Origin of the sequence: Flavivirga aquimarina (assembly GCF_030540835.1) — a bacterium.
Classification (GTDB): Bacteria; Bacteroidota; Bacteroidia; order Flavobacteriales; family Flavobacteriaceae; genus Flavivirga; species Flavivirga aquimarina.
In genome coordinates this window covers 404,830-431,713 of record NZ_JAUOEK010000184.1, presented here as the reverse complement: position 1 = coordinate 431,713, position 26,884 = coordinate 404,830, and the positions used below count along the sequence as shown (strand labels likewise).

At 35.2% G+C, this 26,884-nt stretch carries 14 protein-coding genes; 13 read left to right on the top strand and 1 reads right to left on the bottom strand.

Annotated elements, in window-relative coordinates; translation table 11 throughout:
- Positions 1-23: 23 nt before the first annotated feature.
- The 6 genes from Q4Q35_RS21850 to Q4Q35_RS21825 all read left to right on the top strand — a co-directional run bounded on the left by Q4Q35_RS21850 (position 24) and on the right by Q4Q35_RS21825 (position 14,996).
- Entirely contained in the window at positions 24-1,094 is a 1,071-nt protein-coding gene (locus tag Q4Q35_RS21850) for a cytochrome c oxidase subunit II (protein WP_303280196.1), read from the top strand.
- A gap of 27 nt (positions 1,095-1,121) precedes the next feature.
- On the top strand, positions 1,122-2,915 hold the full coding sequence (locus Q4Q35_RS21845; protein WP_303280195.1) for a cytochrome c oxidase subunit I: 1,794 nt from the start codon (positions 1,122-1,124) through the stop codon (positions 2,913-2,915).
- Between the two features lie 354 nt (positions 2,916-3,269).
- On the top strand, positions 3,270-7,514 hold the full coding sequence (locus Q4Q35_RS21840) for a gliding motility-associated C-terminal domain-containing protein (RefSeq protein WP_303280194.1): 4,245 nt from the start codon (positions 3,270-3,272) through the stop codon (positions 7,512-7,514).
- Positions 7,515-7,541: 27 nt separating this feature from the next.
- Positions 7,542-8,498 carry a PorP/SprF family type IX secretion system membrane protein gene (locus Q4Q35_RS21835; RefSeq protein ID WP_303280193.1) on the top strand — a complete coding sequence of 319 codons (957 nt, stop codon included), beginning with the start codon at positions 7,542-7,544 and terminating at the stop codon, positions 8,496-8,498.
- 18 nt (positions 8,499-8,516) lie between these two features.
- Positions 8,517-10,403, top strand: a complete 1,887-nt coding sequence (locus Q4Q35_RS21830) for an OmpA family protein (protein ID WP_303280192.1) — start codon at positions 8,517-8,519, stop codon at positions 10,401-10,403.
- Between the two features lie 204 nt (positions 10,404-10,607).
- Entirely contained in the window at positions 10,608-14,996 is a 4,389-nt protein-coding gene (locus Q4Q35_RS21825) for a beta strand repeat-containing protein (protein WP_303280191.1), read from the top strand.
- Positions 14,997-15,115: 119 nt separating this feature from the next.
- Here the strand turns inward: Q4Q35_RS21825 and Q4Q35_RS21820 are convergent, their stop codons facing one another.
- Positions 15,116-17,797 carry a TonB-dependent receptor gene (locus tag Q4Q35_RS21820; RefSeq protein WP_303280190.1) on the bottom strand — a complete coding sequence of 894 codons (2,682 nt, stop codon included), beginning with the start codon at positions 17,795-17,797 and terminating at the stop codon, positions 15,116-15,118.
- A gap of 338 nt (positions 17,798-18,135) precedes the next feature.
- Here Q4Q35_RS21820 and ruvB point away from each other — a divergent pair, with 338 nt between their 5' ends.
- From ruvB to ruvA, 7 genes are all read left to right on the top strand, one after another.
- The gene (gene ruvB, locus Q4Q35_RS21815) at positions 18,136-19,158 is read left to right on the top strand and encodes a Holliday junction branch migration DNA helicase RuvB (protein WP_303280189.1); all 1,023 of its coding nucleotides are present in this window, start codon (positions 18,136-18,138) and stop codon (positions 19,156-19,158) included.
- 48 nt (positions 19,159-19,206) lie between these two features.
- A complete protein-coding gene (locus tag Q4Q35_RS21810; RefSeq protein ID WP_303280188.1) occupies positions 19,207-20,544 on the top strand; it encodes a cytochrome P450 in 1,338 nt (445 codons plus the stop codon).
- Between the two features lie 120 nt (positions 20,545-20,664).
- A complete protein-coding gene (locus Q4Q35_RS21805) occupies positions 20,665-20,976 on the top strand; it encodes a GIY-YIG nuclease family protein (RefSeq protein WP_303280187.1) in 312 nt (103 codons plus the stop codon).
- A gap of 246 nt (positions 20,977-21,222) precedes the next feature.
- Positions 21,223-22,152 (top strand): tRNA epoxyqueuosine(34) reductase QueG, encoded by a 930-nt coding sequence (gene queG, locus Q4Q35_RS21800; RefSeq protein ID WP_437439763.1) that lies wholly within the window; start codon positions 21,223-21,225, stop codon positions 22,150-22,152.
- Positions 22,153-22,246: 94 nt separating this feature from the next.
- Positions 22,247-23,686 carry an SLC13 family permease gene (locus tag Q4Q35_RS21795; RefSeq protein ID WP_303280186.1) on the top strand — a complete coding sequence of 480 codons (1,440 nt, stop codon included), beginning with the start codon at positions 22,247-22,249 and terminating at the stop codon, positions 23,684-23,686.
- A gap of 267 nt (positions 23,687-23,953) precedes the next feature.
- Positions 23,954-26,251 (top strand): NADP-dependent malic enzyme, encoded by a 2,298-nt coding sequence (locus tag Q4Q35_RS21790; RefSeq protein ID WP_303280185.1) that lies wholly within the window; start codon positions 23,954-23,956, stop codon positions 26,249-26,251.
- A 49-nt stretch (positions 26,252-26,300) separates the two neighbouring features.
- Positions 26,301-26,882 carry a Holliday junction branch migration protein RuvA gene (gene ruvA / locus Q4Q35_RS21785; RefSeq protein WP_303280184.1) on the top strand — a complete coding sequence of 194 codons (582 nt, stop codon included), beginning with the start codon at positions 26,301-26,303 and terminating at the stop codon, positions 26,880-26,882.
- Positions 26,883-26,884 lie beyond the last annotated feature (2 nt).

The window sequence follows — 26,884 nt, the reverse complement described above, 5'->3', positions numbered from 1 at the left end:
ATAAATAAAGACGAACGACAACAATGACTGCTTTATTAACAATAATAGTTTTAGTATTTATTTTAGTAGCCATTTGGCAAATGGTAAAGATTTTTGATTTAGCACAAGCGGCTAAAGACGAAAATACGCAAGTTGCTACAGATAAAGATAACACAATGAATGCATATTTAATGATGGGCTTTTTGGCTTTCATTTATGTCATAACCATTGTTTGCTTTGTAAAATGGGGTGATTTACCGTTAATGTCAAACTCTGCTTCAGAGCATGGTCCAACTATTGATAATTTGATGGTTATCTCTATGGTAATTATTTTTATAGTACAGACCATTACACAGTTCTTATTACACTATTTTGCTTATAAATATAAAGGTGAAAAAGGAAAGAAAGCGTTGTTCTTTGCAGATAATAATAAACTAGAAGCTATTTGGACTATTATTCCAGTAATCGTTTTAGCAGGTTTAATTATTTACGGATTAAGTACTTGGATTAACATAATGGGTGTAGATGAAAGTGATGATCCTTTAGTGGTTGAATTATATGCGCAACAGTTTAACTGGAAAGCCAGATACGGCGGTGCAGATAATACCTTAGGAAAAGCTAATGTACGTTTAATAGATATTGATCGTGCTAACATCTTAGGTTTAGATGAAGCAGATCCTAACGCACAAGATGATGTAATTACTACAGAGCTGCATTTACCAGTAGGTAAGCCGGTATTATTTAAGATGCGTTCCCAAGATGTATTACACTCGGCCTATATGCCACATTTTAGAGCACAAATGAACTGTGTACCAGGAATGATTACACAATTTGGTTTCACGCCAACGGTAACAACTGCTGATATGCGCGAAACACCTCAAATGCAAGAGAAAGTTAAAAGAATTAATAATATTAGAGTAGAGAATAGTAAACCTTTATTAGCTAAAGGAGAAGAAGCTCTAGAGCCTTACGAATTTGATTACTTATTATTATGTAATAAAATTTGCGGAAAGTCTCACTACAATATGCAAATGAAAATAGTTGTAGAAACTCAAGAAGAATACGATGCTTGGATAAAAGAGCAAAAAGCATTCAAAAACTCTCTAATTAACTAATTTAAAAAGATAAAACGATATAAGATTATGTCAGCACACGCAGATACTCACGCACACGACGACGACCACGGACATCATCATAAAGAAACGTTTGTAACTAAATATATATTTAGTCAAGACCATAAGATGATTGCTAAGCAGTACCTAGTTACAGGTACTATTATGGGAGTTATTGGTGTATTAATGTCTTTAATGTTTCGTATGCAAATCGCATGGCCAGAAGAGCCAAATGTATTGTTTGAGGCATTATTAGGTAAATGGGCACCAGATGGTGTTATGGATGCAGATATTTATTTAGCATTAGTAACTATTCATGGTACCATCATGGTATTTTTTGTACTAACAGCTGGTTTAAGTGGTACGTTTAGTAACTTATTAATTCCGTTGCAAATTGGTGCACGAGATATGGCATCAGGGTTTTTAAATATGGTGTCTTATTGGTTATTCTTCTTATCAAGTGTCATCATGATAATATCTTTATTTGTTGAAGCTGGACCTGCAGCAGCAGGATGGACCATTTATCCGCCACTAAGTGCCTTACCAATGGCTCAAGGAGGTTCAGGTATGGGTATGACTTTATGGTTGGTATCTATGGCTATATTTATTGCTTCATCATTATTAGGATCACTTAACTACATTGTTACAGTAATTAATTTACGTACAAAAGGAATGTCTATGACAAGACTGCCATTAACAATTTGGGCGTTTTTTATTACTGCTATAATTGGTGTGATTTCATTCCCAGTATTATTATCGGCAGCATTATTATTAATAATGGATAGAAGTTTTGGTACATCATTCTTCTTATCAGACATATTTATTCAAGGTGAAGTGTTACACTATCAAGGGGGTTCTCCAGTTTTATTTGAACACTTATTTTGGTTCTTAGGACATCCAGAAGTATATATAGTAATATTACCAGCAATGGGTCTGGTATCCGAAATTATGGCATCAAACTCACGTAAACCTATATTTGGTTATCGTGCCATGATTGCTTCAATATTAGCCATTGCATTCCTATCAACAATCGTATGGGGTCACCATATGTTTATTTCGGGAATGAATCCATTCTTAGGATCAGTATTTACATTTACAACATTGTTAATTGCGATACCATCAGCCGTAAAAGCATTCAACTGGATAACAACGCTCTGGAAAGGGAATTTACAAATGAATCCAGCTATGTTATTCTCGATTGGTTTTGTATCAACATTTATAACTGGAGGTTTAACAGGAATCATTCTAGGAGATAGTGCATTAGATATTAATGTGCATGATACTTACTTTGTAGTAGCTCACTTCCACTTAGTAATGGGTATCTCTGCATTGTATGGTATGTTTGCAGGAATTTATCATTGGTATCCTAAAATGTACGGACGTATGTTGAATAAAAATTTAGGTTATATCCATTTCTGGATAACAGCAGTTTGTGCCTATGGCGTATTCTTCCCAATGCATTTCATAGGTATGGCAGGTTTACCACGTCGTTATTATACAAATAGTAATTTCCCTTTATTTGATGATTTAGCAAACGTAAATGTTATCATTACTATTTTCGCTTTAATTGGTGGAGTAGTTCAAATCATTTACTTATATAATTTCTTTACCAGCATTTTCTTTGGAAAAAAAGCAGTACAAAATCCATGGAAGTCTACAACATTAGAATGGACTGCGCCCGTAGAACATATGCATGGAAACTGGCCAGGTGAAATACCACATGTACACCGTTGGGCTTATGATTATAGTAAACCAGGACACGATGTAGATTTTGTTCCTCAAAACATCCCTCTAAAAGAAGGAGAAGAAGAATTACAACACTAGTAAATAATAACTAAGTTTTTTTAATATAAAAGCCAAAGCCTTTCTAATTTAGAAAGGCTTTGGCTTTTAGTTATTTACCCTTTTACTTTCCATAATGCGTAAGAATTTTTTCTCAAAAAAATCTTGTAAATGCAGCTTTAAGCCTCAAAAGCAATTTAAAAAATCTTCAAACATCGCTTAAACGCTAATTTTATCGATAAAATGTAAAATATTTACAAAAACATCGATTAAATACAAAAATATCCGTTAAATTGCACGTCGAATAAATTTGTTAAAAACTTTCCTATAAATTATTTGGCGAGATTTTACATGTCTTATTCTGAACTAACTAGATATGAATCTAAATTTTCAATTATGAAAACAACACTACTATTTAGAAATGTATTGAAGAATACATTCTATATGTTACTGTTATTATGTACTTCATTGTCGGTTTTTGCACAATGTCCGACGATACCAGATCCAACCCCGCCTGCTATTTGTGATGATCCGGGTTTGACTTTTGCCGATTTAATAAGCCTACCTTATAATTATGTGAATGATGGAGGTAATGGCATACAATGGTATAATGTATCAACTGGAGGAGTTGCATTAAATTCAACCAGTCTGGTTACAGAAGGTACGTATTATGTTGATGATGATTCTGGAACATGTGGTTCAAGAGCATCCATAACAATCAATTTTACAGTAGATCCTACAGGACAGGTTTTACATGGGATTTATTGCAGTAATGAAAATCCGATTCTTCAGGATTATATAGATCAGGTCTTAACACCAAATATTCCTTCAGGAGGTTCAGTTGAAGTATACTATTCATCTAATCTTTCGACTCAGGCTGACCCTAATGATACACTACCACACCTTGATACGAATCTGGTTATAGTATTTGTAGATGGTGTATGTAGAAGCCAGTATGAACCTGGTCTGGCTTTTGTAATTAATTCGCCTCAAGATCCAACTCCAGCAGATCCACAAGAGTTTTGCGTAAGCGATAATCCCACAATAGGTGATTTAGATACAGGTACTTTGGCGACTAATTTTAACTGGTATGGTGGGCTTGATGGTTTTGGTAACCCTATAATGCCATTAGCCTCAACAGAACCGTTAATGGACGGAGCTATATATTATATTCAAATAGACGATCCTTTTTCACATTGTGATAGTAATCCAGTACCGGTAACCGTAAATATTGATATACCACTTGATGCAGGAACTTCTAATACCTTAACGTATTGCGAAGACAGCATTTCTGCTGAACCCCCTTTCAATTTATTTGATAGCTTATTGGATACACCGGATACAGGGGGTAGTTGGAGTTCGTCTCCAACTGTAACAACAACAAATGGAGATTCAGGGACAGTAGATATCTCGACTTTAACAGCAGACACTTATGTTTTTACATATACTCTTAATAATGCTCCCAGTGAATGCGACCCGAGTATTTCAACTATTACAATAGTGGTTTCACCTATACTGTCTTCGGGAACCTCATTGACTATAGCAAACCCAGAAACGTTTTGTGTATCGGAGTTATCTTCAAATTTTAACTTAATGACACTGTTAGACACTGATGCGGACCCTGGCGGTCAATGGACAGAAGGAGCTTCTAGTGCCGGCACAGTAATTCCATCATTAATAGATTTAACAACAGGCGCTTATACACCAGCAGGAAGTCCATACAGTTTTACATATACACAGAATGTTACTACCCCTTGTCCGGATAATTCTACAACGATTCAGATTGCGATAGTAGCAGAACCCAATACAGGGACAGCAGATCCAGCAACCTATTGTGAAAATGATCCGGCATTAAATAATGCAACTTTTGATTTATTTACGCTTTTAACAGGAACAGTAGATGGAGGAGGGCAATGGTATTTAGGCACAGATACAACAGGTACAATGATTCCTGATATCTTGGATTTAAATACCCTTACAAATTTACAAGTATACAATTATACTTATAGTGTAACAGATATAAATGGGTGTACAAATAGTACAACAACAAGTATAACAATAGATGATGCACCCAATGCAGGAACGGCTACAAATCCGAACCCCTTTTGTGTAGTTGATATCACACCGGGACAGACTTTAGATTTATCAGATTATTTAAGTGCCGATGCAGACCCGGGAGTTTGGAATGACGATACACTTTCAAATCAATTAACGGGAAGCATTTTAACCTTAGATGGTTTGCTATCTGGAACAACATATAGTTTTACATTTGATGTAACAGCAATAGGTAGTTGTGATGCACCAGAAATGCCAGTTGTATTAATTACAATTAACCCACAGCCGGACACAGGAACAGCAGACTCGGCAATTTATTGTGAAAATGATCCGGCATTAAATAATGCAACTTTTGATTTATTTACGCTTTTAACAGGAACAGTAAATGCAGGTGGTCAATGGTATTTAGGTACAGATACAACAGGCACGATGATTCCTGATATCTTGGATTTAAATACCCTTACAAATTTACAAGTATACAATTATACTTATAGTGTAACAGATATAAATGGGTGTACAAGCAGTACAACAACGAGTATAACGATAGAAGACGCTCCAAATGCAGGGACAACGACAAATCCTAATCCCTTTTGTGTAGCAGATATTGCACCAGGACAGACTTTAGATTTATCAGATTATTTAAGTGCCGACGCTGATTCAGGTATTTGGATTGATGATACACCTTCAAATGAATTATCAGGAAGCATTGTGAATTTAGATCGTTTGTTACCAGGAATGACATATAGTTTTACATTCGATGTAACAGCTATAGGTGGATGTGATACACCAGAAATGCCAATGGTAACTATTATTATAAATGATACACCAGTACCAACAGCAAATGCAACTCAAGAATTTTGTGATGCAGCAACAGTTGGAGATTTGATTGCAACAGGAACTACAATACAATGGTACGATGATGCAACAGGAGGAACACCATTGGATGGAACCTTAGCTCTAATAAATGGAGAAAACTATTTCGCAACAGATACGGATGCAGCAACAGGATGTGAATCTTCAACAAGAACAGAAGTAACAGTTACAATACATCAATCTCCAAATGCTGGAATTGCCGCTAACCCAGGAATTCTTGAATGTAACAATACAACAATAAATCTTTTTGATGGACTAGATGGTACTCAAGATGGAGGAGGTACTTGGTATGAAGGCCCAGATAATACAGGGACTGTAGTTGCAACCCCAACTACCTATGATATAACAGGATTTAGTGCTAATAATTATCAATTCACATATTATGTAACGGCATCTTTACCATGTGTAGATGACAGTACAACAATAACGGTTACAATAGAAGGGCCTTTAAGTGCAGGAACTTCTAATGGAGATCCTACATTCTGTAGTACAGATGGAATATTCGATCTGGATTCTAATTTAACAGGCGCAAGTCCTGGAGGAGAATGGACTTTTAATTCAGCAGTGATTACTGATCAATTTGATCCAGCAACAGGTCAATCAGGAACATATACATATACAACTTCTAATGCATGTGGTAACTCAAGTACAAGTTTTGATATATCTGTTACACCAGCACCAAATGCTGGTACTAGTGGCTCAGCTTTAATATGTGTTATAGATGGTCCAACAGACTTATTTACCTTTTTAGGAACAGCAGATACAGGAGGTACATGGTCGCCATCCTTAGCAAGTGGAACAGGTGTTTTTGATCCTTTAGTAGATACCAATGGTGTTTATACATACACAGTAACAGCTAACGCTCCATGTCTAACAGATGCTATCGCAGATATAACAGTAACAGTTAGCGACATTACGCCACCAGTTGTAAATAATGCCACCATGGAATTTTGTTTAGTAGATAATCCGACAGTAGCAAATTTAGATGCAGCTTTAACAGTAACAGGAACGATTACATGGTATGAGGATGTAGCTTTAACAACACAACTTAATGCTACGAATACACTAGTAGATGGTGAAGATTATTATGCAACCCAAAGAAACGCTGCTGGCTGTGAGTCTTCAATAAGTGTACAAGTTGATGTTATTGTTAATGATACACCAACGCCTACCATACTTGATTCAGGAATAGAATACTGTATTAATGATGGACCAACAATTAATGATCTGTCATTAAATATTACAGAGTATAACGCAGCAACAGATAATATTATTTGGTATGACGCAGAAACAGGAGGTACAGCGATTTCCAGTAGTTCACTTTTAGATCATGACACCACATATTATGCTGTTTTAGTAGATGCTACCACCGGTTGCGAAAGCAGTGTACGTTTGGTTCTAACAACAGATTTAACGTCTTGCGGTAAATTAATACTTCCAGATGGATTCTCACCAAATGGAGACGGCACTAACGATACATATGATTTTGACAACTTACATGTTCTATATCCAGACTTCATAATAGAAATATTTAATCGTTACGGAAATATAGTCTATAAAGGAAATGCTAATACATCAAGATTTGATGGAACATCCAACCAATCCGGAACTATTGGAAGTGGAGATTTACCAGTAGGGGTCTATTATTATATTTTCTATTTCAATGATAATGAAAACAAACCAGAACAAGGACGCTTATACTTAAGCAGGTAATTTTATATAAAGCAAAATTTAAAAACAATGAAACATTTAAATATATATCATAAAATAGCTGCTTTGTTAAGTCTGACTTTTCTGTCTTTGCAGAGTTTTGCGCAACAAGACCCTCAATTTACTCAGTATATGTATAATATGAGTGTTATTAATCCAGCCTATGCAACAGCACAAGAATCCATTCTAAATTTAGGAGGTTTGTATAGAACACAATGGGTTGGTGTAGAAGGCGCTCCTAAAACAGGAACCTTTTTCGCGCATACACCTATCAATGAAAAAATTGAAATGGGTATTTCGTTTACAAACGATAACATAGGAGATGTTGTAAGTGAAAATAATATTTATGCAGATTTTGCCTATGTATTACGAGTAGGATTCCAAGCAAAATTATCGCTAGGTATTAAAGCAGGATTTACATTATTCGATGTTAATTTTGATGGTTTTAATTTACAGTCGGGTAACGTATCAACAGATGTGGCGTTTAATGAAAATGTCAATAAAACATTTCCTAATTTAGGAATCGGAGCATTTTATTTTACCAAAAACTATTATATAGGGTTATCGGCTCCAAATTTGCTAACAACAAAACATATAGAAACAGAAAACGGTATAAAATCTACAGGAGTTCAAGACATTCATTATTTTTTAACAGGAGGTTATGTTTTCGATATTAATAGAGACTTAAAGTTTAAACCTGCATTCATGGCAAAATCGGTTAGAGGAGCGCCTTTAGCTGTAGATATCACAGCAAACGTGTTATTTAATGACAGATTCGAAGTAGGATTAGGATATCGATTAGATGATGCTATAAGTGGTTTAGCAAGTTTTAGAGTGACTCCAGATTTAAGAATTGGCTATGCTTACGATTTTACGACCTCGAACTTAGGCGATTTCAATTCAGGATCTCATGAAATATTTATTTTATTCGATATTGATTTATTCGGACTTAAAGGCGGATACGATCGTTCACCTAGATTCTTCTAAACATATAAAGACTATAAAATGAAAAAACATATATACATAATTACGGGCCTTTTATTAGTTAGTGGAATAGCATTAGCGCAAAAAGGAAATTTAAAAAGAGCCAATAAGCTTTTCGAAATGAGGGCTTATGTTGAAGCAGCCGAAATTTATGAAAAGAAAGAACGTAACCAGGAAGTACTCCAAAATTTAGCAGATAGTTATTATTATAATGCTAATTTGCAAAAAGCCATAAAAACCTATCGTGAGTTATTTGTAACATATGGAGATTCCATAGACATAGAATTACATTTTAGATATGCACAAGCTTTAAAAGGTGTTAAAGATTATAAAGAGGCCGATTTTCATTTAAGCAGATACTATAATCAAAAGATAAACACACCAGCTTTTATTGATGGATTAGAGAAAACCACACCGCATACATTTAAATTAAAACAAATTGAAGCAGCTAATTCCAATAGCGATTTTGGTTTAGCATTTTATGGTGATAATAAAGTAGCTTTTGCCTCATCAAGAAATAGTAAAAATCCGGCCTATTCATGGAATAATTTACCGTATTTGGACTTGTATAAAGCAACTATGGACGATGACGGAACCATGAAAGATATTACACCCTTTTCAGATGAGATAAACACAGAGTCTCACGAAAGTAACGCCACATTTAGTAGCGATAGTAAAACCATGTATTTTAACAGAACCAATAAAACGCGTACTAAAACAGGCGAAGACAAAATTGCTCATATTAAAATTTTTAAAGCTGAGTTAATAGATGATACATGGACTAATGTAACAGCATTACCATTTAATTCGGATGCATATAGTTGTGAACACCCAGCCCTTAGCAAAGATGGAAAAACACTTTATTTTGCTAGTGATATGCCCGGAGCTATAGGTGGTTTCGATATTTACAAAGTAGCTATAAATGATGACGGTACGTATGGAGAGCCCGAAAATTTAGGAGATAAAGTAAATACAAAGCACCGCGAGCAATTCCCTTACATAAGTGATTTAGATGTATTATATTTTTCATCAGATGGTCATCAGGGCTATGGAGGTTTAGATGTGTTTAGAAGTAATGCAATAAATGATAATTTTGATACACCTGTAAATTTAGGAGGCTCCATAAACAGTCATTTAGATGATTTTGCATATACCATAAGAGAAAAGAATAACAAAGGATACGTATCTTCAAACAGAAGTGGTTATGATAGACTATATGGGTTTGCAAGAGAGGACAATATTTTAACCAAGTATTTAGTAGAAGGTATTGTACAAGATAAAAGTAGTAAAGAACTATTAGCAGGCTCCTTAGTAACATTATTTGACGAAACAGGAACCGTAATTCAAGATTCCATTGTAGGAGAAAAAGCAGACTACCTGTTTAAAATAGAACCTAACAAAAAGTACAAAGTTAGAGGAACACGAAAAGCATACATCCCACAAGATGTTGAATTCTCAACAGATAGTAAAGGTAAAATTAGCCATAATATCTACTTAACCCTAGAAGCATATACAGATGCAGAAGAAAACGTTAAGAAAAACGAAAGAGGAGACGTTCAAATTCAATTAGATAAAATCTATTTCGATTTCGATAAATCTAATATTCGTGAAGATGCGGCAGCTACTTTAAATGTACTTGTTGATTTGTTGAACAAATACCCAGATATGGAAGTTGAAGTATCTGCGCATACAGATGCTAGAGGACCAGATCAATATAACTTAAGTTTGTCTAAAAGTCGAGCTGCATCTACTCTAGAATATTTGGTAAGCCAAGGCATCGATAGAAATCGATTAAAAAGTATTGGTTATGGAGAAATGCAACCACTAAACGAATGTGTTAAAGAAGGTATTTGTAGTGACAAAGAATATGACATTAACAGACGTTGTGAATTTACCATTATAAATTAACCAACCAACCATTTATAACTAGCCATAATTTTAACCAAATTATTTGCTAAAGCCTTTCTAATATAGAAAGGCTTTTTTTATATAATCATCGATTAAATACAAAAAAATACGACAAAATGTATTTGTTTAAATTATTTATAATATATTAGCCACCAATATATTGTAAGATATTACAAACAATTATACTAACCAAACCAAATCATCATGAAGAAAATTACCTTATTATTATTATTATTATTTGTAGCACTCTCTTTTTCACAAACAGCAAAAACAGGGTCAGAAACACTTGTTACATCAACTAATGAACAGCAAGTTGCTGTGGATTTTGATGCTTTTGGAAATTTTATTGTAGTGAGTTTGGATGGAATCAGCGGTGCTATAACTGCGCAGCGTTACAATAGTAGTAGGGTTGCTCAGGGTAGTTCTATTTCTGTAGGTACAGCAATAGAATTGGATATTTCCCTTCATGTAGAAGATGATGGGGATTTTGCAATTGTATGGGATACCGTTGGAGGTATAAATATGCAAAGATATAATGCTGATGGATCATTAAATGGTTCGGGGATTATAATAAATGCAGATACAGATTTAAGCACCCCATCACTTGATGGAGATAATTCTGGTAATTATATTGTTGCTTATGTAAATAATATTACTGGTGCTGTAAGTGCTACACCTGTAAATAATTTAGGTAATACAGGTACAGAAGTTACAGTTGGTAGTGCTACAGAAATATATATAGATGTAGCAATGAGTAATAATGGTGATTATGCTGTTACATTTATAGACGGATCTGGTGTAAGGGTTCAAAGATATAATACATCTAATGTTGCTCAAGGCAGTTTGATTTTAGTTGGAGCTGGTAATGGGCCAAGAGAACCAACTATTGACATGAATAGTAGCGGAGATTTTGCTGTGTCTTGGGTTAATAATAATAGTGCGTTGGTGAGATCTAGAGCATATAATTCAGATGGGACAGCAATGTATGCGTTATTAAGTCCTGGATCTGTGGTTGGTCAAATAGTTAATCATGTTTCCATGGAAGATGATAAAAAAATGGTAGTTGTATGGGAAAATAGTAATGACATTTATGTGCGGGAGTATAACTCATTAGGATCAGCAATTTCATCAGCAATAAAAGTTAATACAGCTACGTCAAGTACTCAACCAAATTTTGATGCTAGAATTCAATCTCAAGGCTCAGATTTTTATATTATTGCTTATAATGTTAATGGTAATACTTATTTTCAAGTTTTTGGAGCTTTAACATCCAATGTAGCCCCAGTAGCCACAGCTCCTTCAGCTCCCACTGTATCAGAAGATGACACCAACGTAGCATTAGACAATTCCATAGACATCACAGACTCAGATGGAGACAATCAAACGGTGACGTTTACCATAACAGGAGGTACGTTAACCACCGGAACAACAGGAATTGCTTTTGGAGGTAGTGGAAACGGTTCTTCTAGCTTTACGGCTTCAGGTACTCTATCAGCCATTAACACCGCATTAGATGCAGCCACCTTTACTCCCACACCAGGTCTAAGTGGTACCAATGCAGGAACCATACAATTTGTATCTAATGATGGAACAGACGACAGTAATACGGCTTCAGTCACTTTTGACATCACAGCCAATAGTAATATCACCATCGACGATCCATCAGTAACAGAAGGGAATGCTGGTACAACGGTTCTCACTTATACCGTAACATTATCACCTTCAAATGCAGGGACAGTGACCGTAGACTATGCCACAGCAAATGGGACAGCTACAGCAGGGAGTGACTATGTAGCAATAACAACTACCATGCTTACTTTTACAGCAGGAGAAACTTCTAAAACATTTGATGTTACTGTGAATGGTGATACGATGTTGGAAGCCAATGAAACGATTCTTGTAAACTTATCAAATATCACGGGTTCAAATGCAGTTATCTCTGATTCGCAAGGAAGTGGAACAATTACCAATGACGATGCCGCCGCAGTAACCATAGCAAATGTAAGTGGTAACGAAAATGATGGTTCCATCACGGTAACTGCAACACTGGACAATGCCGTACAAGGAGGATTTACAGTAGACGTAAGTACATCAGATGGGACTGCGACCACAGCAGATAGTGATTACTCAGCGGTAACTAGTCAAACCTTAACCTTTACAGGAAATGCCAGCGAGACCCAAACGTTTACAGTGACCCCTACAGGGGACACCAAACTGGAGGCCAATGAAACCCTTACAGTTTCTCAATCAAACCTGGCATCAACAACATTGGCGGTAAATATTACCGATGGCGCAACCGTAACGATAGACAATGACGATACCGCCGCAGTAACCATAGCAGATGTAAGCGGAAACGAAAACGATGGTTCCATCACGGTAACTGCAACGTTGGACAATGACGTACAGGGAGGCTTTACGGTAGATGTAAGCACATCAGACGGCACTGCGACCACAGGAGATAGTGACTACTCAGCGGTAACCAGTCAGACCTTGACCTTTACAGGAAATGCCAGCGAGACCCAAACGTTTACAGTGACACCTACAGGGGACACTAAACTGGAAGCTAATGAAACCCTTACAGTTTCGCAATCAAACTTAGCATCCACAACCCTAGCGATAGGTATTACCGACGGCGCAACAGTAACGATAGACAATGACGATGCCGCCGCAGTAACCATAGCAAATGTAAGTGGTAACGAAAATGATGGTTCTATCACGGTAACTGCAACACTGGACAATGCCGTACAAGGAGGATTTACAGTAGACGTAAGTACATCAGATGGGACTGCGACCACAGCAGATAGTGATTACTCAGCGGTAACCAGTCAAACCTTAACCTTCACAGGAAATGCCAGCGAGACCCAAACGTTTACAGTGACCCCTACTGGGGACACCAAACTGGAGGCCAATGAAACCCTTACAGTTTCGCAATCAAACCTGGCATCAACAACATTGGCAGTAAATATTACCGATGGAGCAACAGTAACGATAGACAATGACGATGCCGCCGCAGTAACCATAGCAGATGTAAGCGGAAACGAAAACGATGGCTCCATAACCGTAACCGCAACGTTAGACAATGACGTACAGGGAGGCTTTACAGTAGATGTAAGTACAGCAGATGGGACTGCGACCACAGGAGATAGTGATTACTCAGCGGTAACCAGTCAGACTTTAACCTTTACAGGAAATGCCAGCGAGACCCAAACGTTTACAGTGACACCAACAGGAGATACAAAACTGGAAGCCAATGAAACCCTTACAGTTTCGCAATCAAACCTGGCATCAACAACATTGGCAGTAAATATTACCGATGGCGCAACCGTAACGATTACCAATGACGATGCCGCCGCAGTAACCATAGCAGATGTAAGCGGAAACGAAGATGATGGTTCCATAACAGTGACAGCAACACTAGACAATGACGTACAGGGAGGCTTTACGGTAGACGTAAGTACAGCAGACGGCACTGCGACCACAGGAGACAGTGACTACTCAGCGGTAACCAGTCAGACTTTAACTTTCGCAGGAAATGCTAGCGAGACCCAAACGTTTACAGTGACACCTACAGGGGATACAAAACTGGAGGCAAATGAAACAATCACAGTTTCTCAATCAAACTTGGCATCAACAACATTGGCAGTAAATATTACCGATGGAGCAACAGTAACGATAGACAATGACGATGCCGCCGCAGTAACTATAGCAGATGTAAGCGGAAACGAAGATGATGGTTCCATAACAGTGACAGCAACACTAGACAATGCTGTGCAAGGAGGCTTTACGGTAGACGTAAGTACAGCAGATGGCACTGCGACCATAGCAGACAGTGATTATTCTGCTGTAACAAACCAGACCTTGACCTTTACAGGAAATGCCAGTGAAACCCAAACGTTTTCGGTTACCCCAACAGCAGACACAGAGTTAGAGTCAAACGAAACACTTACCATAAGTCAAAGTAACTTAGCAGCAACCACATTAAGTGTAACAATAACAGACGGTGCAACCGTGACTATCGATAATGACGATTCTCTAGCAACAGTTACCACAGATGATGCAAGTTCACTGACATCTACATCAGTTATTTTAGGAGGGAATGTAACAAGCGAAGGGTCATCATCGGTAACAGAACGAGGTATTGTATATGCAATAACCTCTAACAATGCGAATCCACAAATAGGAGGAGCAAATGTTGTTAAAGATGATAACGGAATCGGTTCAGGAGCTTTCAGTGAGACTATTTCGAGTTTGGTGGCAAATACCCAATATTCATTTGTTGCCTATGCTATTAATAGTTCAGGAACGACCTATGGTACAATAAAAACATTTACCACGACTACTTTAGGATTAGAAGAAGCACCATTAAAAGAATCGATAAGTTTATATCCAAATCCAGTAAATAATGTATTGTATATAAAAACGAACAATGTAAATATAGAGCAAGTTACACTATTCGATATTTTAGGAAAAAGTATAAAAAACATTAAGTTAGAAAATGAAATTATAGATTTATCCACAATCAATACAGGTATATATTTATTAAAAATAAGAACGGATCGGGGTAATGTGGTAAGGAGAATCTTTAAGAGATAGGTTATAAAAAGATATGGGATGTTAATATTTAAAATTAACCAACCATATTTTGACTAAATTATTAAATAGAGCCTTTCCGGTTAAGAAAGGCTCTATTTCGTTTACAAGTATTAGTAACGTTAAAATGTATATCTCAATGTTAATTCAGCATTGCGAGATTCACCAGGTAATCCACCTAAAAACATAGCTTTAGAGTAGTATCTTTCATCAAATAAGTTAGCTACATTTAAACGAACGTTCCATTTCTTTACATCAAAACTTAAACCCGTATCCCAAACCACATAGCTATCAAGATAGGCATCAGGTAATCCAAAGCCAGTACTATTTACGGTACGCTCACTTTCATAACGCATACCAAAATTAAATCTAACAGGCATTTTCGATTTCCCTAATAAATGTTTGTATTCTCCCCAAAAACGAGCATATTTCTTTGGAACACCTTTAGTCTGTTCAGATGCTTCATTAGCACGAATACTAATAGCATCTTGGTAAGTGGCATTTGCATTCATAGACCAATGTTTGTCAAAAATAAATCTCAAATCAAATTCTAAACCTTCGGTTTTATCCTCATCATCATAAAAGTATTGAGGAACATCAACATTATAATCAGGGTCTCCAATATTATCATTATAAAGTTCGTTAGCATAACGCAAGTTTGTTCGTTTAGTTTCAAAGTAAACTAAAGAAGCTAGTAGCTTTTCTTGAAACGCTGTAAATCGTAAACCTAAATCAAATGATTTTGATTCTGAATCAGGGCGATCATCCTCACCTGTTACAGACCCTAATATGCTATATGCTGTTCTACCTTTAGCATAATTAGCAAAAGTTGAAATACCATTAGTAATCATATAATTTAAACCAAAATTGTATGAGAAACCAGAATCATCCGTATCAGCTTCTGGTGTGGCTATATTGTTATTAGCATCAGTAGCTTTAGATTCGTAGGCTTGTTTTATGGTACTATAAGCTGCACCAAACCTACCAGTAAGTGTTTCATTAAAGTAAATAACTTCCTGGAAACTCACACCATAACTTTGTATCGTTTTATCATAGTTAGTACGTAAACTTGGGTCGTAATCCCAAAAGCTACCAGGAGGCCAATTAGGATCTCTTATATCGAGAATATAAGGTACAGGTGTATTACCATCAGCTGTTCCATCGGCATCCCAAATAGACCAGGACATTAATTCTGCAGCACGTCTTTCATAATTAAAGCTTAACAAATGTTCCCCTTTAAATTTATTTGATTCCCATACATTTTGTAAATCTGCAAAGTATTGAATGGCTTTTTCTTTTGCTTCTTGATGACGGTATTCTTGGCGACGTGCAGCAAAAGGATAAATAACATCATCAATGACTAAAGGCGATCTTGCACCAGCATTAATTTCGCCATTTCTATTCCAGTATATGTAGTTAAACGCACCAGTTTGACGTGTAAATTCAGATTCGTAAGTACGGTACTGAAGTTGTTGTGTAAAGTTAGTGTTATTAGATAAAGTCCAATTATGACGTAATTTTATACGAAACTCTTCACCTTGATTAGGTTCAGATAATGGAGAAATTAAATGACCACTACCAAGGTTGTAAGGTAATAATCCATCAGTATCTGTGATTGAATTTGCTAATATTTGACGCTGTTCATCTGTTAATTGTACACCAAAAATGCCATCGTTATCTGCATCAAAATCATTTACTAAATTTTCCCAAACATAACCAGCATCAGGATCAATAAGACTGGCTTCATTTAATATTCTTACGGGATCTCCAATAGCATCGATTTGATTTTCATCATCAATATAAGCTGCAGATAATAAAAATTCACTTTTATTGGATAAATTATGTCGTAACGAGGCATATAGTTCATCACGAGCACTGCTTAAGTCTCTATAACCGTTTTCTGCTTCTGTTGCAGCAACAATACGATAACTTGTTTTATTGCTAATGGGACCTGTTACATCTAACATGCCTCTATAATGATTCCATTTTCCATATTGAAATTCTAAATTGGCCTGTTGAATATCTAAAGGTTTTTTTTCAACCATATTTATAACACCACCAGCAGAACCAATTCCGTATAGTCCAGTAGCAGGGCCTTTTAAAATTTCCATACCAGCAACATTTGTTAAGGACCGTACAGGATTATAATCGTTACCCAAACCCCCACCAGCGTACATACCGTCGTACGCGTAGTTAGCTCCTAATCCACGGATAATTAAGTTGTCACCAATTCCATAGTTGTTACCTGCTTGAGTAAGTCCACTAACATTTCGAATAGCTTCTTGTATTGTTGTATTTGCTTGCTGATCGAGAAGCATTTTATCAACAACAACAATAGCAGCAGGAGTTTGTAAAAGACTCATATTAGATTTGGTGGCAGTTCTAGACTCTAATACTATTTGTCTTTTTTTATTAGCCCCTTGAAGAACTACTTGATCCAAATCTTCTGAGGTTTCTTTTAATTTGAAATCAATTTCTAAAGTGTTTTTAGAATTTACAAAAACGCTCTTTTCAATATTTTTATATCCTAATGCAGATATTAATAATGTATAATTACCTTCAGGAGCATAAAAACTAAAAAAACCATTTTTATCTGATGATGTTCCATAGTTCGTGCCTTTAAGAACAATTGAAATGTCTGATATAGGTGATCCGTTTTGAGTTGTAATTTTTCCTTGTATTTCTCCTTTTACTGTGTTAGCAGATTGTTGAGCTTTTGCGTATTGGGGCTGAATGAATATTAAAAAAAATAAGGCTAGTTTTAATATACTTGTAGCATATATTCTTAGTGCTAAAAATTTCATATTTTTGTTTTGATGTTGCTTTAATTGTTACTGTTAGAGGACATTATACCAGTATGTAGTTTGCAGACGGCATGCTGGTTTTTTTAGATTGTTATATTAATTCTATTTCACTTTTATTTATATTGTTTTAATTAAAAATTTTCGGCAAATATAATTTATTATTTTTATTTAGATTTAATATAAATAAGAAATTTAAAATATTGTATTTGTTCAAAAAAATGAAGTCATTAATTTGTGTTTATTAGAATGTTTAATGGCGTTTTGGTAGTTTATATTTGTTTATATTTGCTTGTATTGAACATGCTTAAGTATCTTTATTGTTTAAGAAACCTTAATTAATGAACGAAAACCTAGATCCATCCAACGAAAATTTCTCACCAGAAGAATTAGATGTAGAAAAGAAATTAAGACCATTATCATTTGATGATTTTACAGGTCAGGATCAAGTATTGGAAAATCTTCAAATTTTTGTTCAGGCAGCAAATTTAAGAACCGAAGCTTTAGATCATACCCTATTTCATGGTCCTCCAGGATTAGGAAAAACAACTTTAGCACATATATTAGCTAACGAACTAAGCGTTGGTATTAAAGTAACATCAGGACCAGTATTAGATAAACCGGGAGATTTAGCAGGTTTACTAACCAATTTAGAAGAACGAGATGTTTTATTTATAGATGAAATTCATCGATTGAGTCCCATAGTAGAAGAGTATTTGTATTCTGCGATGGAAGATTACAAGATTGATATTATGATTGAGTCGGGTCCCAATGCACGATCCGTACAAATCAATTTAAATCCGTTTACCTTAGTAGGAGCAACAACACGTTCGGGATTATTAACCTCACCAATGCGTGCGCGTTTTGGTATTCAAAGTAGATTACAGTATTATAAAACAGATTTACTAACAACCATCATACAGCGAAGTGCCAGTATTTTAAATATGCCAATATCTATGGAAGCAGCTATAGAAATAGCGGGGCGAAGTAGAGGGACTCCAAGAATAGCAAATGCCTTATTGCGTCGTGTTCGGGATTTTGCTCAAATAAAAGGCAATGGAACCATCGATATTAAAATTGCAAAGTTTGCATTAGAAGCTTTAAATGTCGATGCCCATGGGTTGGATGAAATGGATAACAAAATCTTATCAACCATCATAGATAAATTTAAAGGAGGACCTGTTGGTATTACAACCATAGCTACAGCCGTTAGTGAAAGCCCAGAAACCATAGAAGAAGTGTATGAGCCCTTTTTAATACAGCAAGGGTTTATAATGAGAACCCCTCGTGGACGAGAAGTTACCGAGCAAGCATATAAACATTTAGGGAGAATAAAAGGAGATATTCAAGGCGGGTTGTTTTGACGTTTGCGTCATTCTGAATGTATTTCAGAATCTTATTAAGTTTAACTTATGAATACATATAAATACCCCAATAGAGTATCTTTTTTAAAATTCTTATCACAATCATCTGCCATAGCGAAAAACCCTATCCCATTTCACAACAAATGGTTTAACGAAGTAGGTGATACCTTTTCAATAAAATCACCTTTTTATGGACATATAGTTTTAACTCGAGACGCAGCTATAACGAAGCACATGCTTCAAAAAAAACATAAAGTCTATCATAAATCTAAAATTCAAACCTTCTACCTATCAAAATATGTTGGTTACGGACTATTGACTTCAAGCGGTGATTATTGGTTAAAGCAACGTCGGTTAATACAACCAGCATTCCATAAAGAGAAAATTCAGAATCTTGTTGAAATTATAGATAAAGCAATTCAAGAGCAAGTCAGTAAAATTAAGGAAGAAGGATTTGTAGCATTATATCCGATAATGAACGAATTAGCTTTTGAAGTTGTTGCTAAATCATTATTTAATTTTTCGGCAGAAAGGCAAACCTTAAAACGATTGCAGTTTATTATTGAAAAATTGCAATTGTTTATTGTTAAAGAACTAAGGATGCCATATAAGAAATTATGGTATACAATAACAGGCGAGATTAAATACCACATGAAACTGGTAAAAGAAAGTCGAGATATTATTAATACGATTATAGACCAAAGACGAGCGTCGGAGGATGAACACGACGACCTTCTGGATATGTTGCTATCTGCAACCTATGAAGACGGTTCAACAATGACCAATGAACAATTAATTGATGAAATATTAATTTTGTTTGTAGCAGGTCACGAAACAACAGCCAATGCATTAACCTTTGCATTAAAATTATTGGCTCAAAATAAAGAAGCATTAACTAAGGTAGAAACCGAGATAAAAGAAATCAGTGATAAAAAGATAAAGCCTTTACAAGAACTTACCCAACTTAATTATACAAAATGTTGTATTGAAGAAAGTCTTCGTTTATACCCTCCAGCATGGATAACAGATAGAGTAAATATTGAAGATGATAACATAGATGATTATGTGTTAAAAAAAGGAACCATTATAGGAGCATCTATTTATGAAATACATAGAAACAAAAACTATTGGGATAGTCCGGAAACATTTAAACCGTCTCGGTTTTTTGAAGAAAACAGAAAAGACATCATGCCGTATTATATGCCTTTTGGAGCAGGACCAAGATTATGTATAGGGAATAATTTTGCCATGTATGAGATGATTTTAACAGTGAGTACTATCTTGAAAAAATTCCACATTTCTACAGATAATGATACCATAAAAGTAAACCCTTTAATTACACTAAAACCTGTTGATGTTAAGTTGAAGTTTACTTTAAAAAATTAAGTATCAGGCTGATTGCTTTAGTTATATTCAGTATAAACTAAAGTCGAGTCTTGATGCGTAATATAAAATTAAATAATTACCATAAAGTCAGGAGCGCAGTCGAAGCCCAAAAAACTATACATGTATTTATATTACGTTTACATTATAAAATGTTCAAACGAGTCCTATTACACAGGAATAACGAATAATATAGAAAAACGTTTCAAAGAGCATGAATTAGGATATAAAAAAGATTCATATACATATAAAAGAAGACCATTAATATTAGAGTTTTATCAAGAATTCAACGATGTCTTACAAGCAATTTATTTTGAAAAGAAAATTAAAGGATGGACTAGAGCTAAAAAGCAAGCGTTAATAAATGGAAATTTTAATATGCTTCAAATACTTTCAGAATGTCGAAATGCCACACATTATAAGTATAAAAATTAAGTTTACGATTGTTGAATTTTATCGATTTTGTCAGGCTGAGCGCAGTCGAAGCCGTATAGTTGCTAAGCATAAATAAGCACTTCGACTGCGCTCAGTGTGACATCAGAGAATTCATTTATATTTACACCATCAAAAAATATTTGAGATATTAACAAGCTATGGGTTTGTCGAATTTGTTATTAAAACTAAAACATTTTTGCTGCTGTCAGGCTGAATGCAACCGAAACCCTAATATGGTTGATATTTATGATAGATAATAAAACTAAATATACACAACTCATAAAAACCGAAGCAAAACGTCTCGGCTTTTTATCTTGTGGTATTAGTAAGGCACAATTTTTAGAAGAAGAAGCACCACGATTAGAAAACTGGTTAAACAAAAACATGCATGGCGAAATGCGTTACATGGAGAATCATTTTGATAAACGTTTGGATCCAACAAAATTAGTAGAAGGTTCTAAAAGTGTTGTTTCGTTATTATTGAATTACTACCCATCAGAATTTCAGCAAGACAAAACCGCTCCAAAGATTAGTAAATATGCTTATGGAAGAGACTATCATTTTGTAATAAAAGATAAACTTAAATCGCTTTTGAGCTTTATTCAAGAAGAAATAGGCGACGTCCAAGGACGCGCTTTTGTAGATTCAGCACCAGTTTTAGATAAAGCGTGGGCTGCCAAAAGCGGTTTAGGTTGGATTGGGAAACACAGTAATTTGATAACCCAACAAGTAGGTTCTTTTTATTTTATTGCAGAGCTTATTATTGATTTAGAATTAGATTATGACACACCTGTAACTGACCATTGCGGAACGTGTACAGCATGTATTGACGCCTGCCCTACCGAAGCAATAACAGAGCCCTATATAGTAGACGGAAGCAAATGTATTTCCTATTTCACTATAGAATTAAAAGAAAATATCCCCACAGAATTTAAAGGAAAATTTGATGATTGGATGTTTGGTTGCGATGTATGTCAGGATGTTTGTCCGTGGAACCGATTTTCAAAATCGCATAGCGAACCACTTTTTAACCCACATCCAGAATTATTATCCATGACCAAAAAAGATTGGGAAGAAATAACCGAAGATACATTTAAGAAAGTATTTCAAAAATCTGCTGTAAAACGGACTAAGTTTTCAGGATTAACAAGAAACATTAATTTTTTAAAAGCATAGAGATTCGTTAAAATTATTTTAAGCTGCTTTAAATTTTAATAATTATATTTATCTCGATACCTCCATAAAGATTGGAGCGTATTAATTATAAGATATGAAAAATCATCCGTTGTCTAAAAAAATAGGCCTTTTTATAGGGCCTCTCCTCTTTGTTACTTTACTTTTTATACCATTCGATTCTATTTCAGAAAAAGGCAATTTCGTTATTGCAACTGCTTCTTGGATGATTTCCTGGTGGATTACAGAAGCTGTGTCTATATCTGTTACGGCACTTTTACCTCTTATACTTTTTCCACTATTAAAAGTTATGCCAGTAGGAGATGTTGGTGCTAATTATGGAAGCCCCATTGTGTTTCTGTTTTTTGGCGGATTTGTTTTAGCCCTAGCTTTAGAAAAAGTAAACTTACACAAACGCATTGCTTTAAATATTATTAAAAGAACGGGTACCACTCCAAATAAAGTTGTTTTAGGGTTTATGATAGCCACAGCGTTTTTGAGTATGTGGATAAGTAATACGGCTAGTACAGTGGTAATGTTACCCATAGCCATGTCGGTTATAAATTTGTTAATTAATGACGAGGATGGTTTTACAAAAAAAGATCAGAATTTTGCACTGAGTGTCATGTTGGGGATTGCATTTTCAGCTAATGCGGGTGGCATTGCTACCGTAATAGGGACACCTCCAAATTCAGTTTTAATAGGATTATTAGAAAACGAATATAATATTGAGATTTCGTTTTTTAAATGGATGTTAATAGGACTTCCCTTTTCTATTTTTTTAATAACCATTATCTATTTTGTTTTAGTTAAATGGATGTTTCCAAATACAGGTTTAAATTTTAATACTTCAAAATCGGTGATTGATGAAGAGCTTCAAAAACTTGGAAAAACATCACCAAAAGAAAAACATGTTATAATGACATTTAGTGTTATCGTTTTTTTATGGATTTTTCGAGGCCCCGTTAATTCGTTATTCCCGCAATTAGGTTTAACAGACACTATAATAAGTGTTGCCGGAGCCATAGCTTTATTTGTTATTCCATTTAATTTAAAAACAGGAGATTTTATTCTAAAATGGAATGACACTCAAAAACTAGCCTGGGGTATTTTAATTTTATTTGGTGGAGGTTTAGCATTAGCAAAAGGGATGTCTGTAAGTGGTATAGTAGATGTTGTAGCCAATGGTATTTCTAATAGTAGTATTGGTATTTTGTTAACCGCTTCTCTATTAATTATTTTAATGCTGTTTATGACCGAACTTATGAGCAATGTTGCATTGGTAGCTGTTTTAGCACCAGTAGTAGCAGGTATCGCTATGGGTTTAGAAATACCAATATTATACTTGCTAATTCCAGTTACTATAGCTAGTAGCTGTGCATTTATGCTTCCAATGGCAACGCCTCCAAATGCTATTGTATTTGCAAGTGGTTATATAAAAGTCTATCAAATGGCAAGAGTTGGTATTATTATTAATATTATAGCAGTAGTCATGTTAATTGCCATGTTCAAATTTTTTATTCCTATTGTTTTTTAGTTCAAATTAATCAAAAAAACACCTCTTATTTTATGGCGATAATTTCTAAATTACTAAGATAATAGTCGTTGATATAAATTTAATAAAGCCTGTTAAATAATAAAAAGGCAGATTTTTGTGATTTCAAGTATTTTAATATAAGGCGTTTAGATATGCATATTAAATCTTATTATCATAAAAGAAGAAAGTTTATCTTTGATCCTTAATTATTTCAACGCATTGTGTTGTGTGGTTTAGATTAAAATATACAAAATAAGATAAGTAATTATGAGCGAAGAAAGTAAGCGAAGAGAGGCCCTTATATATCACGCAAAACCAACCCCGGGAAAAATAAAAGTAGTTCCAACTAAAAAATATGCAAGTCAAAGAGATTTGTCTTTAGCCTATTCGCCTGGTGTGGCAGAGCCTTGTTTAGAAATCGAGAAAAACAAAGAAAACGCTTATAGATATACTGCAAAAGGAAATCTGGTAGCTGTAATTTCTAATGGAACAGCGGTTTTAGGTCTAGGAAATATTGGTCCCGAAGCGTCAAAGCCGGTCATGGAAGGAAAAGGATTGCTATTCAAGATTTTTGCCGATATAGATGTATTCGATATTGAAGTGGGAACCGAAAATGTTGACGAGTTTATTCAAACAGTTAAAATGATTGCGCCCACTTTTGGCGGTATCAATTTAGAAGATATTAAAGCACCGGAAGCTTTCGAAATAGAAAAGCGTCTTAAAGAAGAGCTTGATATTCCTGTCATGCATGACGATCAACATGGTACAGCTATCATTTCGGCTGCTGCCCTGTTAAACGCCGTAGAACTGGCAGAAAAGAAACTTGAAAAAGTTAAAATAGTAATAAGTGGAGCAGGGGCTGCTGCTATTTCTTGTTCACGTTTATACCAAGCATGTGGTGCTAAACGAGAAAATATGGTGATGTTAGATAGTAAGGGAGTAATAAGAAATGATAGAGAGAACCTTACAAATGAAAAAGCAGAATTTGCCACCCATAGAAAAATAGATACTTTAGATGAAGCTATGAAAGATGCCGATGTTTTTATTGGACTTTCAATGGCAAATATAGTAACACCAGAGATGTTATTAGCTATGGCAAAAAATCCAATCGTGTTTGCTATGGCCAACCCAGACCCGGAAATAAAATACGATCTTGCCGTTGCCACACGTAAAGATATTATAATGGCAACAGGTCGTAGCGATCACCCTAATCAAGTAAATAACGTATTAGGATTTCCATTTATATTTAGAGGTGCTTTAGACGTTCGTGCTACAAAAATAAACGAAGCTATGAAAATGGCAGCTGTTAAAGCATTAGCAAGATTGGCCAAAGAACCAGTTCCCGAACAGGTAAATATAGCCTATGGAGAAACGCGACTCACATTTGGTAAAAATTACATTATACCAAAACCTTTTGACCCCCGATTAATCGCCGAAGTCCCACCCGCTGTAGCTAAAGCAGCTATAGATAGTGGTATAGCCAGACAACCTATTACCGATTGGGAAAAATATAAAGATATATTGTTAGAACGCTTAGGCTCAGATAACAAATTGGTGAGGTTACTTCTTAATAGAGCCAAGCTAAATCCGAAACGAGTTGTGTTTGCAGAAGCAGACCAACTGGATGTTTTAAAAGCAGCTCAAATAGTTTATGAAGAAGGCATAGCGCATCCCATTCTATTAGGTAGAAAAGAAACCATAGAAAAACTCATGGAAGACATTGAGTTTGATGCCGATATCCCTATTATCGACCCCAAAACAGAAGAAGAGAACCCCCGTAAAAATAAATACGCTAAAGTATATTGGGAGCAACGTAAACGAAGAGGCGTTACGTATTATTCCGCACAACGTTTAATGAGAGAACGTAATTATTTTGCTGCTATGATGGTTAACGAAGGGGATGCAGATGCACTTATTTCTGGATATTCCCGTAATTACCCAACAGTAGTAAAACCCATGCTGGAACTTATAGGAATGGTGCATGGTGTTACCCGTGTAGCGACTACCAATTTAATGATGACAAAAAGAGGGCCTTTGTTTTTAAGCGATACCTCAATAAATATTAATCCCAGTGCAAAAGATTTAGCCAAAATTACTCAAATGACGTCTAAAGTTATTAAGATGTTTGGTTTAGACCCTGTACTAGCGATGGTGTCCTATTCTAATTTCGGATCTTCAGACCACGAAAAAGCATCCAAGATTCGAGAGGCGATATCGTATTTACACCGTCATTTCCCAGATATGAATGTCGATGGTGAATTACAAACAGATTTTGCTCTAAATGATGATATGCTTCGAGAAAAGTTTCCATTTTCAAAGCTGGTCGGAAAAAAAGTAAATGCCTTAATTTTTCCAAATCTGGATTCGGCAAATATCACTTATAAATTATTGAAAGAATTGAATGAAGCAGATTCTATTGGGCCAATTATGATGGGTATGAAAAAGCCGGTACACATTCTACAATTAGGAGCTAGTGTTGATGAAATTGTAAATATGACAGCCATAGCTGTTATAGATGCTCAACATAAAGAAAAGTGGGAGTTAGAAAAAGCTAACAGGAAGTGATTTTGTGAGAATAAATTTATTACATTTGGTCGGTTAACGAACAATATACATGATAACACATATTCAAGGGAAACTTACTGAAAAAAATCCAACACATGTTGTTATAGAATGTAATGGAGTAGGCTATTTGTTAAATATTTCATTGCATACCTTTTCTCAAATTCCGAACCATGAGAATTTAAAGCTATTTACACATCTTCAAGTTAAAGAAGATTCGCATACACTCTATGGGTTTTCGTCAATAGCAGAAAGAGAAATTTTTAGACTTCTAATATCAGTAAGTGGCATTGGAGCCAGTATAGCACGTACCATGCTATCATCATTAACACCAAAACAAGTAAGAGAAGGGATAGCTTCAGGTGATGTTGCTTTAATTCAATCTATAAAAGGCATTGGAGCAAAAACAGCACAGCGTGTTATTATAGATTTAAAAGATAAGATCTTAAAAATTTATGATATTGATGAAGTTTCCGTTTCTCAAGGCAATACCAATAAAGATGAAGCGTTATCTGCTTTAGAAGTGCTTGGTTTTGTAAAGAAACAGGCAGAACGTGTTGTGGATAAAATCATAATGACCCAACCCGATGCCAATGTGGAAGCTATTATCAAACAAGCTTTAAAAAATTTATAATA